The organism is Alcanivorax sp. DG881, assembly GCF_000155615.1.
GTDB lineage: Bacteria > Pseudomonadota > Gammaproteobacteria > Pseudomonadales > Alcanivoracaceae > Alcanivorax.
In genome coordinates, this window is the sequence record NZ_DS989915.1 from 210,756 (window position 1) to 225,558 (window position 14,803).

Sequence of the window (14,803 nt, forward strand, 5' to 3'; positions counted from 1 at the left end):
TCCTGCGAATGTGTTAGAGGGCATCCAGCAATGCCTTGATCCGCTGTGCACCTTCAATACATTCCTCCAGCGGGGCCACCAGTGCCATGCGTATCCGGTTTTCCCCCGGGTTTTTACCATTGATGGTGCGTGATAAATAGCGGCCGGGTAACACGGTGACGTTGTGCTCGGCCTGCAAACGCTGGGCGAAGGCTTCGTCACTGATGGGCGTTTTAGGCCACAGATAGAAGCCCGCTGCCGGGGCGGATACCTTAAGGGGGCCGCCAAGAATGTCCAGTACCGCGTCGAATTTTTCCCGATACAGTGCCCGGTTGGTTTGTACATGCTTTTCGTCATTCCAGGCGGCGATGCTGGCCAGCTGGTGATGAATGGGCATGGCACAACCGTGATAGGTGCGGTAACGCAGAAACCGTTGCAGCACTTCGCTGTCGCCAGCGGCAAAACCGGAGCGCAGGCCGGGCAGATTGGAGCGCTTGGACAGAGAGTGGAAGACTACACAACGGCGGTAGTCGTGACGGCCCATCTCGGCGCAGGCTTCCAGCAGCCCGGCGGGAGGTTTGTCGCGGTAGATTTCCGAATAGCACTCGTCCGAGGCGATGACAAAGTCGTATTTATCCGCCAGCTGAATCAGGGCCTTGAGCTGGGCCTTGCTGAGCGTGGCCCCGGTGGGGTTGCCGGGGGTACAGATGAACAGCAGCTGGGTACGAGTCCAGGTGTCTTCACTGACCGCATCGAAGTCCGGCTGCAAGCCTGTGGCATCGGTGCAAGGCAGGTACATGGGCTCGCCACCGGCCAACAGCGTGGCGCCTTCGTAAATCTGGTAGAAGGGGTTGGGCATCAGCACCAGCGGCTGGCGCTGGCGATCCACCACCGCCTGGGTAAAGGAAAACAGGGCTTCCCGGGTGCCGTTTACCGGCAAGACCTGGCTGGCCGGGTCGATGCTTTGCAGGTGAAAGCGGCGCTTGAGCCACTGGCCGATGGCCTCACTCAATTCCGGGATGCCGGCGGTGGTTGGGTAGTTGGATAGCCGCGCGGTGCTGTCTTTTAATACCTGCTGCACAAAATCCGGCGACGAGTGTTTGGGCTCGCCGATGGACAGGGCAATGGGCGACTTGTCCGATTGGGGCAAGCCGCTGAACAGGGTCTTCAATTTTTCAAACGGGTAGGGGTGCAACCGTTCCAGATCTGGGTTCATAGGGTCAGGTGTTTCCGTTGTTCTTGTCGTCGAGTTCTTGCTTGAGGGTTTGCTGCAGTTCCTGGCACAAAGTCGGGTCGGAAACCGGTTCGCCATCAAGGTCGGTAATGAAGAATACGTCTTCGGCGCGTTCGCCCAGGGTGGCAATACGGGCATTCTGCACCAGGATCTCGAAGCGCATGAAGATACGCCCGATATGAGCCAACAGACCGGGGCGGTCCAGGGTTTGAATGTCCACCGCAGTACGATCGTTGACGATGTCGTTGCTGATCACCACCTGGGTGGGTACATCAAAGTGCTTGTTGCGCCGGGGCATGCGGCGGCTCACGGTGGTGGCGTAACGGTCCGGGTATTTCAGGGTTTCGGTGAGCGTCTTGCGGATTTGCTCGATGCGCGCCCAGTCCTCGCCGATGGGCGTGCCGTGTTCGTCCAGCACGATGTAGGTGTCCAGGCTGAAGCCGTCCACGCTGGTAATAATGCGCGCGTCCATAATGGTCAGCCCGAGGCTGTCCAGGGCGTTCACGGTGGCGCTGAACAGATTGCGGGTGTCCGGGGTGTAAATGAAGATCTGCGACCCTCCGGCCAGTACGCTCTGGCTGGATTCACGAATCAGTACCAGTGGATCGTCCGGGTCTTCCCGGTCGAGCAGGGCTTCGGTGTGCCAGGAGATGTCCCGCGGGGTTTCGCGCAGGAAGTATTCATCGCCGATGTTGGCCCACAGGGCTTCGATTTCGGGGCCATCGTGGTCCCGGTCCGTGAGGAGGCGCAGGGCGGCGTCGCGGGTTTCGTCGATCCAGTCCTGTTTTTCCACCGGGTTGTTGAGGCCGCGACGCAGGGCGCGCTTGGTTTCGGTGTACAGCTGGCGCAACAGGGAAGCGCGCCAGGAATTCCACAGAGTAGGGTTGGTGGCATTGATGTCCGCCACGGTGAGCACGTAGAGATAATCCAGGTGCACCAGATCGCCCACCTTGCGGGCAAAATCGTAGACCACGTCCGGGTCGGAGATATCCTTGCGCTGGGCCGTCACGCTCATGGTCAGGTGGTTGCGCACCAACCAGGCCACAAGCTTGCCATCCCAGGCGGTGAGGCCATGGCGTTGGCAGAAGGCGATGGCATCGTCCGCGCCGAGTTCGGAGTGGTCGCCACCACGGCCTTTGGCGATGTCGTGATAGAGGCCGGAGGCGTACAGCAACTCGGGCTTGGGCAGACGATAGAACACTTCGCTGGCCAACGGGAATTCTTCGCGCAGGTCTTCGTAGCGCAGCCGGCGCATGTTCTTGATCACCAGCAGGGTGTGGGCGTCTACAGTGTAAATATGGAAGAGGTCGTACTGCATCATGCCGATGATGCCGCCGAATTCCGGCAGGTACTTGCCCAGGATGCCGTAGCGTTTCATGCGGCGTAGCTGGGAGAACAGGGCATGGGGGCTGCGCAGCAGCTGCATGAACAGGTCTGTGTTGACCGGATTATTGCGGAAGGCGTCGTCGATCTGGCGGCGATTGTAGATCAGCGCACGGACGGTGGAGGCGCGAATGCCTTTCAGGTCCGGGTTCTGGGCCATCAGCACAAAGGCTTCCAGCAGGGCGCTGGGGTGTTGCTCAAAGACATCCGGGCTGCTGATTTCCAGGTAATCGTTGCGTACCTGGAAGCGGCGGTTGAGTGGCCGCACTTGCTCCTGGGTGTCGCTGCGCAGAATGACTTCATCAAATAGCTGCAGCAGCATTTCGTTGAGCACGGACAGGGCAAGGGCGACTCGGTAGAAGCCCTTCATGAAGTGCTCGACCCCCAGGTTGGCACTGGTGTCTTCGTGGCCCAGCCGGCTAGCCAATTGCCGTTGGTGATCGAATAGCAGACGGTTTTCGTTACGTTCGGTCTGCACATGCAGCTGCCAGCGCACTTCCCAGAGGTAGTCCAGGCACTTGCGCAGCACGCCGTATTCTTCCGGGGTAAGGAAACCGTCGTTGACCAGGGCTTCCAGGCTGTCGGCATTGAAGTGGCGTTTGGCGACCCAGGCGATCATCTGCACATCGCGCAGGCCACCCGGGGCGTTTTTCAGGTCGGGTTCGAGATTGTATTCGGTGTCATTGAAACGCTTGTGGCGAGCGGTTTGTTCTTCCCACTTGGCGGCGAAAAAGGCGGCGGAGTCCCACATGTGTTCCGGGCCGGTGCGGTCTTCCAGCTGCCCGCGCAGGATGTCGTTTCCCGCCAGGGTGCGCGCTTCCATGATGTTGGTGGCCACGGTGATGTCTTCCCGCGCCAGCTCCACGCACTCGTCCAGGGTGCGCACCGCATGGCCGATTTCCAGGCCCATATCCCACAAAAAGGCCACGAATCGCTCAAGGCTGTCGCACAACGCCTGTTCCGGGGTGTCGGCGAGCAGCACCAGCAGATCCACATCGGAGCAGGGGTGCAATTCCCCGCGGCCGTAGCCGCCCACGGCAACCAGCGCCACATCATTCCGTTCGGCCAGGCCAAACAGGGACCAGGCGGCAATCATCACCTGATCCACCATGGTCGCCCGGGCCTGGACCAGCTCGGTAATGTTGGTGGCTTCAAACGCCTGGTTCAGGCGTTCTTGCCCCTGAGCCAGATATTGTCGGGCGTATTGGCCGGGTTGGGCGCTTTCCTGCAGAGCGTCGAGCAGGGAGTCCTGAGATATTGCGGGTAGCAATGACACTTAATAAAGGTCCGTTTCTTCGCTGCGGGCAGTGAGGACTTCGTAACCATCGGCAGTGACGGCGATGGTGTGTTCCCACTGGGCGGACAACTTGCGGTCTTTGGTGACCACGGTCCAGGCGTCGGGCAGCAGTTTATTGGCGGCTTTGCCGGCGTTGATCATGGGCTCGATGGTGAACACCATGCCTTCCTGCAATTCAAGACCTGTGCCAGGTTTGCCGTAGTGCACCACCTGGGGCTCTTCGTGGAAGCCTTCGCCGATACCGTGGCCGCAGTATTCCCGCACCACAGAGAAGCGTTCGCCTTCGGCCATTTTCTGAATTCGATGACCAATGTCGCCAAGCTGTATGCCGGGCCGGACCATGCGGATACCGGCCAACATGCATTCACGGGTGGTTTCCACCAGTCGGCGGGCCAACACAGAGGGCTCGCCCACGTAAAAACATCTTCGAGGTGTCGCCATGCCAGCCGTTCTTGATGACGGTGACATCGATGTTGACGATATCGCCGGTTTTCAGGGCCTTGCGGTCGCTGGGGATGCCGTGGCAGACCACATGGTTCACCGAGGTGCATACCGATTTGGGGAAGGGCATGCGACCGGGGGCGCCGCCATAGCCCAGAGGGGCAGGAATCGCTTGCTGCTTGTTGACGATATGGTCGTGGCAGATGCGGTCCAGTTCCTCAGTGGTGACCCCCGGCTTGACGTACTCGCCGATCATTTCCAGGACTTCGGCGGCCAGCTTGCCCGCTTCACGCATTTGCTCGATTTGCTCGGGGGTTTTAATGACGACATTCATGGGACTTGGGGAAACTCCTGCTTTTTCAGTGAGTTGGGCGGGGCTTGGGCAAAGCATTTTGGGCCGGGTAGGCACCTTTGCGTTGCCTGTGAGGGGCGGCTGTGGTATAAAGCGCGCGCTTTCCCGCTCTGCGTCGGTCAACAGACGACGGTGTCGCATTGTAACCGCCGATGAGTGGGGAAGGAAATCACACATGCCCCGTCACATAGCCCTGGGTGCCTTCTGGTCTGTAAGTTGGACCGATCTGGTTGGGTTTATGCGGGGGCGTGGAGGCCTAACCCAAAGTGGAGTACTAACAATGTCTAGCGTAACTATGCGCGATATGCTGAAAGCGGGCGTGCACTTCGGTCACCAAACCCGTTACTGGAACCCGAAGATGAATGCTTACATCTTCGGCGCCCGCAACAAGATTCATATCATCAACCTGGAGCAGACCCTGCCCCTGTTCAACGACGCCATGGCGTTCCTGAACAAGCTGGCTGCCAGCAACAACAAGATCCTGTTTGTTGGTACCAAGCGTGCGGCGCAGAAAGCGGTGAGCGAAGAAGCTCAGCGTTGCGGTATGCCCTATGTGGATCACCGTTGGTTGGGCGGCATGCTCACCAACTGGAAAACCATTCGTCAGTCCATCAAGCGTTATCGTGAGCTGGAAGCCCAGTTCCAGGATGGCACTTTTGACAAGCTGACCAAGAAAGAAGCCCTGATGCGTAAGCGCGAGATGGACAAGCTCGAGCGTTCCATCGGTGGTATCAAGGATATGGGCGGCCTGCCTGACGCACTGTTCGTGATCGACGTAGATCACGAAGACATCGCGCTGCAGGAAGCTCGCAAGCTGGGGATCCCGGTTGTTGCAGTGGTTGATACCAACTCCAACCCGGACGGCGTTGATTACGTCATTCCCGGCAACGACGACGCAATCCGCGCCATTCAGCTGTATGTGAAAGCCGCAGCTGACGTGATTCTGGAAGGCAAGCAGTACGCCCAGAACCAGACCGGTGGCGAGAGCGAGTTCGTCGAGGTAGCAGATGAAGCCCAGGGCGAAAAAGCCGAAGGTTAATCTATCGGTGGGCGAGCCGCTGGCTCGCCCGCTTTACCGAAACATACCAAAGTTAAGAGGATAATCATGGCTGCTGTTACTGCTGCAATGGTTAAAGAGCTTCGTGAGCGTACCGGTCTTGGCATGATGGAGTGCAAGAAGGCGCTGGTTGAAGCTGATGGCGATATCGAAAAAGCCATCGACGATATGCGTAAATCCGGCCAGGCCAAAGCGGCCAAGAAAGCCGGCCGCACCGCTGCTGAAGGCGGTGTGGTGATTGCTACCAACGACGCAAACACCGTTAGCGTGATGGTAGAAATCAACTCCGAAACCGATTTCGTTGCCCGCGATGAAAACTTCCTGGGCTTCTGCGACAAAGTGGCTGGCGCTGCTCTGGCCGCAGGTGAAACCGACGCCGCCAAGATTGGCGAGCTGACTCTGGACGACGGTGCGACCGTTGAACAGGCCCGTCAGGCACTGGTTCAGAAAATCGGTGAAAACATCCAGATCCGTCGTGCTGCCAAGCTGGAAGCGGAAGGTGCCATTGGCGCTTACGTTCACGGCGGCCGTATCGGTGTTCTCGTTGCCCTGAAAGGTGGCGATGCCGAGCTGGGTAAAGATGTTGCCATGCACGTGGCTGCGGTTAACCCGATGGTCATCAGTGGCGATCAGGTTCCTGCTGAAGTGCTGGAAAAAGAGAAAGAGATCATCCGTGCCCAGCCTGATATGGAAGGCAAGCCGGCTGAGATCGTTGAGAAAATGCTCGGCGGCCGTATCAACAAGTTCCTGAAAGAAGTGAGCTTGCTGGACCAGCCGTTCGTGAAAGATCCGAATACCACTGTCGGCGCGCTGGTTAAAGCGGCCGGTGCTGAAATCGTCGCTTTCGAGCGTCTGGTTGTCGGCGAAGGTATCGAGAAAGAAGAAGTCGACTTCGCTGCCGAAGTGGAAGCTGCGGCCAAAGGCTAAGGCTCGCGAGTTCGATGTGTAAAAGGGCGCCTTGCTGGCTTGACTAGCAGGGCGTTTTTTTCGCCTGTTGAACGGCAGAAAGTGAAAAGCGCTTGCAACCATCGTGCGGGGCGGTACTGTGCTATGCAGCACAGGCTCGTGCGTTTGAATGCAGTGAAAGGCCGGCCTGGGCCGGTAAAAATGATGACGATGGCGGGTTATTCATGGGTGGCGGTTTCGTATGAGTGGTGGAGAGAAAGACATGCCGACGAACAAGGAGCGCTCACCGCGCTATAACCGTATTCTGCTCAAGCTGAGTGGTGAGGCGCTGGCGGGTGAAGAGGGGTTCGGTATCGACCCGAAGGTACTGGATGCCATTTCCCTGGAAATCGGCCAACTGGTTGGCATCGGTGTTCAGGTCGGCCTGGTTGTTGGCGGTGGTAATCTGTTCCGTGGTGCCGCGTTGCAGAGCGCGGGCCTGGACCGGGTCGCCGGGGACCATATGGGCATGCTGGCGACAGTAATGAACGGCCTGGCCCTGCGCGATGCCCTGGAGCGTTCCAATATCCGCACCCGCTTGATGTCGGCGATCCCCATGAGCGGCGTGGTCGAGCACTATGACCACCGCAATGCCAACCGCCACCTGAAAAACGGTGAAGTGGTGATCTTCTGTGCCGGTACCGGCAACCCCTTCTTTACCACCGATTCTGCCGCCTGCTTGCGCGGCATTGAAATCAGTGCCGATGTGGTATTGAAGGCGACCAAGGTGGATGGGGTCTATAATGACGATCCGGTGAAAAATCCGGATGCGGTCAAGTATGACACCTTGACCTATGATGAAGTGCTGGATAAAAAACTGGGTGTCATGGATCTGACGGCCATTTGTCTGTGCCGTGACCATGCCATGCCATTGCGTGTTTTTGATATGAACAAGAAGGGTGCCCTGCTCAACCTGATGTTGGGCGGTAGTGAAGGTACCCTGGTGGAAGCCGCGCAGTAAGCGTTGGCGATAGCCGCTGATAGAGCGAGGAATAACGGTGATTGACGATATTCGCAATGATGCGCAAAGCCGCATGAAAAAGAGTCTTGAGGCGCTGGATACAGCCATGAAACGGGTGCGTACCGGTCGGGCGCATCCGAGCCTGCTGGACAATATTACCATCGAGTATTACGGCGCAGAAACGCCGCTCAACCAGATGGGCAATATCTCGGTGGAAGAGGGCAGAACGCTGACGATTTCGCCGTTCGACAAGTCGCTGATTCCGCAGATTGAACGCGCCATCATGATGTCTGATCTGGGCCTTAACCCGTCCACCTCCGGCACCCTGATTCGTTTGCCGCTGCCGCCGCTGACCGAAGAAACCCGTCGGGACCTGGTCAAGGTGGTGCGGGCAGAGGCAGAGAAAGCCCGCGTGTCCGTGCGCAACGTGCGTCGTGATGCCAATGGCGACTTGAAAGAACTGCTCAAGGAAAAAGAAATTTCCGAAGATGAGCAGCGCCGCGGCGAAGAACAGATCCAGCAGCTTACCGACAAGATGGTGGCGCAAGTGGAGAGTGTTCTGAAAGAGAAAGAAGAGGAATTGATGACCGTTTAATCGCTGCTGGCGAAACGGTGATCTGACTGACATTTCGGGCTGCGCGTCAGCCCGTTTTTATTATTGGCGGATGCAGTATGGCCGACAATCAACCGCATTCCAGCGCCCCCGATCTCGATTCCCATCAGGGCAGTGTGCCCCGCCATGTGGCGATCATCATGGACGGTAACAACCGTTGGGCCCGTAAGCAGGGCTTGCCGGGTGAGGAAGGGCATCGTGCCGGTGAGGCAACGGTGCAGGCGATCATTCGCCAGGCCGCCCACCAGGGCATTGAGGCGTTGACGCTTTTCGCGTTCAGCTCGGAAAACTGGCGCCGACCCCAGGCTGAGGTAGATCACCTGATGGCCTTGTTCCTGAAGGCATTGGGTGGCCGGGTTGAAGAACTGCACGGGCACGGTGTACGTATCCGTTTTATTGGTGACCGCTCAGCGTTCGCTGCGGACTTGCAGGACGGTATGGCCGAGGCGGAGTCGTTAACCGGTGCCAATAACCGCATGACTGTGGTGATCGCGGTGAATTATGGCGGGCAGTGGGATATTGCCCACGCCGCCCGGATAATGGCGGAAAAAGTGGCCGCCGGTGAGATACAGCCGGAGCAGATCAGCGCGGAGTCCATGGCGCCGCATCTGTCCATGGCGGATTTGCCGCCGCCGGATTTGCTGATCCGTACCGGTGGCGATCAAAGAATAAGCAACTTTTTGTTGTGGCAACTGGCTTACAGTGAACTGTATTTCTCACCGTTGTTGTGGCCAGATTTTGACGCTGACGCCTTTGATGCAGCGTTACAGGATTTTGCTGGCCGCCAGCGACGCTTTGGTCGCTCCGGTGAGGAAGTGACCAGCTTGAGTGGAGAACAATAATGTTAAAGCTGCGCGTGATTACCGCGCTGGTGCTGCTGCCAATCGTGCTGGGCGCCGTTTTCGGGCTGGATCGCCTGCCGTTTGCCATCGTGGCCGGGGTGTTCTTTATCCTCGCCGGCTGGGAATGGGCGGCAATGATGGGCAAGGTCAGCCTGACTGTGCGATTGGCCTGGGTGGCGGCACTGGCTGTGGTGATGGCCGCAGCGGAGTATTTCCAGCCCGCCTGGTTACTGAATGCCATTCCCGTGTGGTGGTTGTTGGCGTTGCTGCTGGTGGTGGGCTACCCGGGCAATGCTCGCGCCTGGTACCGCCCTGCGCTGATGGCGCTGGTGGGGCTGTTGTTGCTGGTGCCGTCCTGGGCGGCCATTGTGCAATTACAGAGCAATGGAGCCCTGGGCCTGGCGGGCCCCTGGGCGCTGATGTTTATCCTTCTGTGGGTGTGGGCGGCGGATACCGGTGCGTATTTTGCCGGCCGTACCTTTGGCAAACACAAGCTGGCCCCGCTGGTGAGCCCGGGCAAGACCATCGAAGGGCTGTTGGGCGGGGTGGCTCTGGCGTTGGCGGTGGTGGCAGGCGTGTATGCTGCCGGTCTGCTGGACGCCCAGTTGTGGCCGCTGATGCTGGTGGCCTTGTTCACTGTGCTGGCATCTGCCCTGGGCGATTTGTTTGAAAGCATGGTGAAGCGTGAGCGCGGCTTCAAGGACAGCGGCACCATCCTGCCTGGTCACGGCGGCATGCTGGACCGCATCGACAGTGTTACCGCTGCCATGCCCATCGCTCTGGCCGGGTTTAACTGGTTTGCCCTGCCGGGAGGCAGTTTGTGACACCCTCTGCAAGTGATTCCCTGCGTGCTGCTCGTACTGGCAGGCAGCGCCTGACGCTGCTGGGTGCCACGGGCAGTATCGGCCAGCAAACCCTGGATGTGGTGGTGCGTCACCCGGAGCGCTACGAGGTGTTTGCGGTTACCGCTGGTACCCAGTGGCAGGCCATGGCGCGACTCTGCGAAACGGTACATCCACGTTATGCCGCCATGGCGGACCCTGCCGCCGCCACGGCGCTCCGGAACCATCTTGATAAGGTCGGGTCACAAGTAGAGGTTCTGGCTGGCCCTGAATCCCTCTGTGAACTGGCTGCTCACCCGGATGCCGATACCGTGGTGGCGGGTATTGTCGGCGCGGCGGGAGTGCGTCCAACTCTGGCGGCGGTGGAAGCGGGTAAGCGAGTGCTGCTGGCTAACAAGGAAGCGCTGGTCGTGACCGGTTCCTTGTTTATGGATGCGGTAAAGCGTCACGGGGCAACCTTGTTGCCGCTGGATTCAGAGCACAACGCCATTTTTCAATGCCTGCCCACCGAAGGGGTCAACGCTGGCGTGGAGCGTCTGTTGTTGACCGCATCGGGTGGCCCTTTCAGGGAGTTCAGCGCAGAACAGTTGCAAGCGGTCACCCCGGAACAGGCCATTAAACATCCCAACTGGGATATGGGGCCGAAGATTTCTGTGGACTCTGCCACCTTGATGAACAAGGGGCTGGAGTTTATCGAGGCTTGCTGGTTGTTCGATGTGCCGCCCGCCATGGTGGATGTGGTGGTGCACCCCCAGAGTGTGATTCACTCCATGGTCGCTTATCGGGATGGCTCGGTACTGGCGCAGATGGGAACGCCGGATATGCGCACCCCCATCGCCTGCGGTCTGTCATGGCCGGAGCGGGTGGAATCCGGGGCCAAGCGGCTGGATTTTGCGGCGTTGGCCGGGCTGGATTTTGAATTGCCGGACCTGAAACGGTTTCCCTGCCTGGGCCTGGCGCGTGATGCCATGGCCGCCGGTGGGACCGCAACGGCGGTGCTCAATGCGGCCAACGAAGAGGCTGTGGCGGCTTTTCTAAGCGGTCAGCTCGATTTTATGGGCATTGCGGATGTGGTGGCGCGAACCCTGGAGCAACAGGATGCGCCAGCCTGCCGGGATGTGGATGCGGTCATGGAGATTGATCGCCAGGCGCGGCAGGTTGCCTGCCGCTGGATTAAGGAGCGTGGATGCTGACGTTGCTGGCATTCGTCGTCACGATTGTGATCATTGTGGCTTTCCATGAATGGGGCCACTTTCTTGCCATGCGCGCCTTTGGCGTCCGTGTTCTGACCTTTTCTGTGGGCTTTGGCCCGAAAATCCTGCGTTTCACTGACAAGAAAGGCACTGAGTGGGTGATCAGCGCGATCCCTCTGGGTGGTTACGTGAAACCACTGGATGTCCGTGAAGATGAGACGGCGGACGGTGCGCCGGGCGAATTTTCCGCCAAGCCGGCCTGGCAGCGTGTGATTACCTATGCGGCGGGCCCGGTATTCAACTTTATCCTCGCCATGCTGATTTACTGGGTATTGATGTTTGGCTATGGCCAACGCGGCCTGGAGGCAGTGGTGGGCCCGGTGACGCCGGATTCGGTCGCCGAGCAGGCAGGTTTTGTGCCTGGGGACCGCATCGTTGCGGTGGGCAACACCGAGCTCAAAGGCTGGCGCGCCTTCTATAACGAATTGATCCTGCATCTGGGCGAGCCGGATACCCTGGCGATCACCGTAGAGCAGGCAGGGGGCGGCACCACGGTTCGTGAGCTGGATACCTCGCCCTGGTCCGCAGATCTGGACAAGCCGCCCCTGGAAGCTCTGGGGCTCAATCAGGCCGTGGTTATTGGTGAGGTCCAGGCGGACAGTCCGGCAGAGCAGGCTGGCCTGACCGGTGGTGATCAGGTGCTTACCCTGAACGCTGAGCCGGTATTCAGTTGGTCCCAGTGGCAGGAAAGTATCATGGCAGCACCGGGTGAGGCCCTGACTGTCGGCGTACTTCGCGGAACGCGCATCGAGACGCTCCAGGTGGAGCCTGCCACAGTGACTGAAAACGGTGAGTCCTTTGGCCGTATCGGCGTTGGCCTGGGAGGCGTTTACCAGCAGGAATTTGGTGTGCTGGGCGCTGTCGGTGCGGCGGGCAGTCGCTTTGCCGAGCAGGTGAACGTGGTGGGCGCGAGCCTGGTGAAACTGGTGACCGGCAAGCTCTCCCTCGATAACCTGGGCGGCCCTATCACCATTGCCCAGGTGGCCGGTGAAAGTGCGTCCATAGGCATTGCCAGCTTCCTGGCATTGCTGGCTTACCTCAGCATCACGCTGGGGGTGATTAACCTTCTACCCGTACCAATGCTTGATGGCGGCTGGATTTTCTTTGGAATCATTGAAATGATTCGCGGTCGCAGTTTACCTGAGCGGTTCTTGATGGCCGCACAAGGTGTTGGGCTGACGCTCGTGGTCAGCTTCATGTTATTGGCCATTTACAACGACTTGGTGAAGCAGTTTTCATGAGATTTGGGGACATTCTGAGCAGCCCCCTGAAGGGCCTGCTAGCGGTTTTTTGCCTGTTGGCAGCGCCGCTGCTAAATGCGGACACACAGCTACCGTTCAAGGTCCACGATATTCGCGTAGAAGGGCTTCAGCGTTTGCCAGTGGAACGGGTCTATGCCTCCCTGCCGATTCAGGCCGGTGACACGGTTAACCGTGATCAGGTAGTCGATGCGGTGCAGCGCCTGTTTGCCACCGGCAATTTCGAGGATGTGCAGCTGGGCCGTGACGGTGATGACCTGGTGGTTATTGTTGCCGAGCGACCAAGCATCGCGCGCATCGACTTGTCCGGTAACAAATCCATTGATGAAGAAAATCTGCGCAAGGGCCTGACTGAAGCCGGGCTGGCTGAAGGCGAAGTGTTCCAGCGCTCTACCTTGCAGGCGATTGCCGGCGAGCTGGAGCGTCAGTACGTCAGCCAGGGCCGCTACGGGGCAGACATCAAGACCGAATCGGTGGCGCTGCCGCGTAACCGGGTGGCCCTGAAGATCGAAATCTATGAAGGCAAAGCCGCCAGAATTCGCAACATCAACATCGTTGGAAACCAGTTGTTTGACGATGAAGCCTTGCTGGAAGATTTCGAACTGCATTCTTCCGGTTTCTGGTCGTTCATCAAAGGTGATGACAAGTATTCCCGGGAAAAACTGGGCGGTGACCTGGAGCGGTTGCGTTCCTATTACCTGGACCGCGGTTATATCAACTTTTCCATCGAGTCCACTCAGGTATCCGTGACACCGGACCGGCGCAGTGTATTTATCACGGTGAATGTGGCTGAAGGCGAACAGTACACCGTGAATGAAGTAAACCTGGCCGGTGACCTGGTGGTAAAAGAGGATCAATTGCGGCCTTTGCTGATCGTGAAAAAAGGCCAGGTGTTCAGCCAGCAACTGGTGACCTATACCAACGATTTGATCAAACGCCGTCTTGGCAATGAAGGTTACACTTTCGCGGAAGTGAATGGCCGTGAGCATAATGCCAATGATGAAGACAACACCGTCGATGTGACTTTCTACGTGGACCCGGGCCGCAAGGTCTATGTTCGCCGGATCAACTTCAGCGGTAATGCCAAGACGGATGACGAAGTGCTGCGCCGTGAATTGCGTCAGTTCGAACAGGCCCCGGCAAACACCTCATTGGTGGACTTGTCTCGCCAGCGTCTGCAGCGGCTCGGTTACTTCAGCGTGGTAGAGGCGGATACTCCGCGAGTACCCAATGCGGATGACCTGGTGGATGTGAATTACAAGGTTGAAGAGCAGCCTTCCGGTTCCATCGGTGCCAACGTGGGTTTCTCCGATGCCTCCGGTTTCATCTTCGGTGCCAACGTGACCCAGAATAACTGGCGCGGTAGTGGTAACCGGGTGTCCTTTGCGCTGAGCCGGTCTGATATCCGCGACTCCTACAGCTTTTCGCATTACAACCCGTATTACACCCTGGACGGGGTAAGCCGGGGCTTCAGCCTGTTTTATTCTGAAATTGATTTCGATGAAACCACAGTAGCGTCCTACGCGGCGGATCGTTTGGGTGGCTCGGTGACGTTTGGTTATCCCATCTCGGAATATTCTCGCCTGAGCTTCGGTGCCACCTACGAGAAAACCGACATTACTACCGGTGATTTCGTGGCCGTGGATATTGCCAACTTCCTGATCCAAGAAGGCACCAAGTTCAATGAATACAAGGCCAATGCGTCCCTGCAGACCAGCACCCTGAACCGGGGCATCCTGCCTGATCGCGGTTGGTCGAGTACCCTTGGATTTGAAGTGGCGGTGCCGGGGTCCGATTACGGCTTCTACAAGCTGAACTGGACCGGGCAGAAGTATTTCCCCATTACCCAACGCTGGACGCTGCGCACCCGTGCTGATGTGGCCTACGGTGATGGCTATGGTGACGACACGGTGCTGCCGTTCTTCGAAAACTATTATTCAGGCGGTATCGGCTCTGTGCGTGGCTACGAGTCTCGCTCCCTGGGGCCACGCTCTGAAGGCCTGAGCTATTTCCTCAATGGCACCACGGATCCAAGCCCGGATCCCATCGGCGGCAACTTCCTGACAGAAGCGAGCATGGAGCTGATTTTCCCGACGCCCTTTGCGCCGGAGTCGCGAAGCGTGAGAACCTTCCTGTTCGTGGATGCGGGGAACGTGTTTGAAACCGAGCGGGATGATATTTTTGCGGACTTTGAGCCGCAGGATATTCGCACCTCTGCCGGTATCGGGCTGACCTGGTTGACGGCCATCGGGCCGCTCAGCTTCAACCTCGCCAAGGCACTGAATGACCAGCCTGGCGATGACACGGAAGTATTCCAATTTTCTCTGGGACAGACTTTTTAGGAG

The 14,803-nt window shown here is 58.5% G+C and carries 11 protein-coding genes and 1 pseudogene; 9 read left to right on the forward strand and 3 right to left on the reverse strand.

All coding sequences use genetic code 11. The features are described from left to right. Positions 1 to 13: 13 nt before the first annotated feature. From dapC to map, 3 genes and pseudogenes are all read right to left on the reverse strand, one after another. Entirely contained in the window at positions 14 to 1,195 is a 1,182-nt protein-coding gene (gene dapC / locus ADG881_RS00910) for a succinyldiaminopimelate transaminase (protein ID WP_007149254.1), read from the reverse strand. A gap of 4 nt (positions 1,196 to 1,199) precedes the next feature. Beyond that, positions 1,200 to 3,872 carry a [protein-PII] uridylyltransferase gene (locus ADG881_RS00915; protein WP_007151471.1) on the reverse strand — a complete coding sequence of 891 codons (2,673 nt, stop codon included), beginning with the start codon at positions 3,870 to 3,872 and terminating at the stop codon, positions 1,200 to 1,202. Continuing rightward, positions 3,873 to 4,668: pseudogene (map, locus tag ADG881_RS00920) on the reverse strand (type I methionyl aminopeptidase). It lies immediately after the preceding gene. A gap of 298 nt (positions 4,669 to 4,966) precedes the next feature. Between map and rpsB the strand changes: the two are divergent. The 9 genes from rpsB to bamA all read left to right on the forward strand — a co-directional run bounded on the left by rpsB (position 4,967) and on the right by bamA (position 14,800). Further along, on the forward strand, positions 4,967 to 5,725 hold the full coding sequence (gene rpsB, locus ADG881_RS00925) for a 30S ribosomal protein S2 (protein ID WP_039925878.1): 759 nt from the start codon (positions 4,967 to 4,969) through the stop codon (positions 5,723 to 5,725). A 66-nt stretch (positions 5,726 to 5,791) separates the two neighbouring features. Then, positions 5,792 to 6,670: a translation elongation factor Ts gene (gene tsf, locus ADG881_RS00930; protein ID WP_007150241.1), complete on the forward strand. Its 879-nt coding sequence runs from the start codon at positions 5,792 to 5,794 to the stop codon at positions 6,668 to 6,670. A gap of 241 nt (positions 6,671 to 6,911) precedes the next feature. After that, on the forward strand, positions 6,912 to 7,649 hold the full coding sequence (gene pyrH, locus ADG881_RS00935) for a UMP kinase (RefSeq protein WP_039925879.1): 738 nt from the start codon (positions 6,912 to 6,914) through the stop codon (positions 7,647 to 7,649). A 37-nt stretch (positions 7,650 to 7,686) separates the two neighbouring features. After that, a complete protein-coding gene (gene frr / locus ADG881_RS00940) occupies positions 7,687 to 8,244 on the forward strand; it encodes a ribosome recycling factor (RefSeq protein WP_007148710.1) in 558 nt (185 codons plus the stop codon). A gap of 77 nt (positions 8,245 to 8,321) precedes the next feature. Then, positions 8,322 to 9,104: a polyprenyl diphosphate synthase gene (gene uppS / locus ADG881_RS00945; protein WP_007149577.1), complete on the forward strand. Its 783-nt coding sequence runs from the start codon at positions 8,322 to 8,324 to the stop codon at positions 9,102 to 9,104. Next, positions 9,104 to 9,928 carry a phosphatidate cytidylyltransferase gene (locus tag ADG881_RS00950; RefSeq protein WP_007151292.1) on the forward strand — a complete coding sequence of 275 codons (825 nt, stop codon included), beginning with the start codon at positions 9,104 to 9,106 and terminating at the stop codon, positions 9,926 to 9,928. Before uppS ends, ADG881_RS00950 begins: the two co-directional genes overlap by 1 nt. Beyond that, on the forward strand, positions 9,925 to 11,139 hold the full coding sequence (gene ispC, locus ADG881_RS00955) for a 1-deoxy-D-xylulose-5-phosphate reductoisomerase (RefSeq protein ID WP_007151247.1): 1,215 nt from the start codon (positions 9,925 to 9,927) through the stop codon (positions 11,137 to 11,139). Before ADG881_RS00950 ends, ispC begins: the two co-directional genes overlap by 4 nt. After that, positions 11,133 to 12,440, forward strand: coding sequence for an RIP metalloprotease RseP (rseP, locus tag ADG881_RS00960; RefSeq protein WP_007149163.1), 1,308 nt, complete (start codon positions 11,133 to 11,135; stop codon positions 12,438 to 12,440). The genes ispC and rseP overlap by 7 nt, the downstream gene beginning before the upstream one ends. Then, on the forward strand, positions 12,437 to 14,800 hold the full coding sequence (gene bamA / locus ADG881_RS00965; RefSeq protein WP_007150474.1) for an outer membrane protein assembly factor BamA: 2,364 nt from the start codon (positions 12,437 to 12,439) through the stop codon (positions 14,798 to 14,800). The genes rseP and bamA overlap by 4 nt, the downstream gene beginning before the upstream one ends. Positions 14,801 to 14,803 lie beyond the last annotated feature (3 nt).

What these genes read in the sequence shown, in the direction of transcription:
- dapC (WP_007149254.1), bottom strand. Translation starts at nt 1,195, where the DNA reads ATGAACCCAGATCTGGAACGGTTGCACCCCTACCCGTTTGAAAAATTG.
- rpsB (WP_039925878.1), top strand. Translation starts at nt 4,967, where the DNA reads ATGTCTAGCGTAACTATGCGCGATATGCTGAAAGCGGGCGTGCACTTC.
- tsf (WP_007150241.1), top strand. Translation starts at nt 5,792, where the DNA reads ATGGCTGCTGTTACTGCTGCAATGGTTAAAGAGCTTCGTGAGCGTACC.
- pyrH (WP_039925879.1), top strand. Translation starts at nt 6,912, where the DNA reads ATGCCGACGAACAAGGAGCGCTCACCGCGCTATAACCGTATTCTGCTC.
- uppS (WP_007149577.1), top strand. Translation starts at nt 8,322, where the DNA reads ATGGCCGACAATCAACCGCATTCCAGCGCCCCCGATCTCGATTCCCAT.
- ADG881_RS00950 (WP_007151292.1), top strand. Translation starts at nt 9,104, where the DNA reads ATGTTAAAGCTGCGCGTGATTACCGCGCTGGTGCTGCTGCCAATCGTG.
- rseP (WP_007149163.1), top strand. Translation starts at nt 11,133, where the DNA reads ATGCTGACGTTGCTGGCATTCGTCGTCACGATTGTGATCATTGTGGCT.
- bamA (WP_007150474.1), top strand. Translation starts at nt 12,437, where the DNA reads ATGAGATTTGGGGACATTCTGAGCAGCCCCCTGAAGGGCCTGCTAGCG.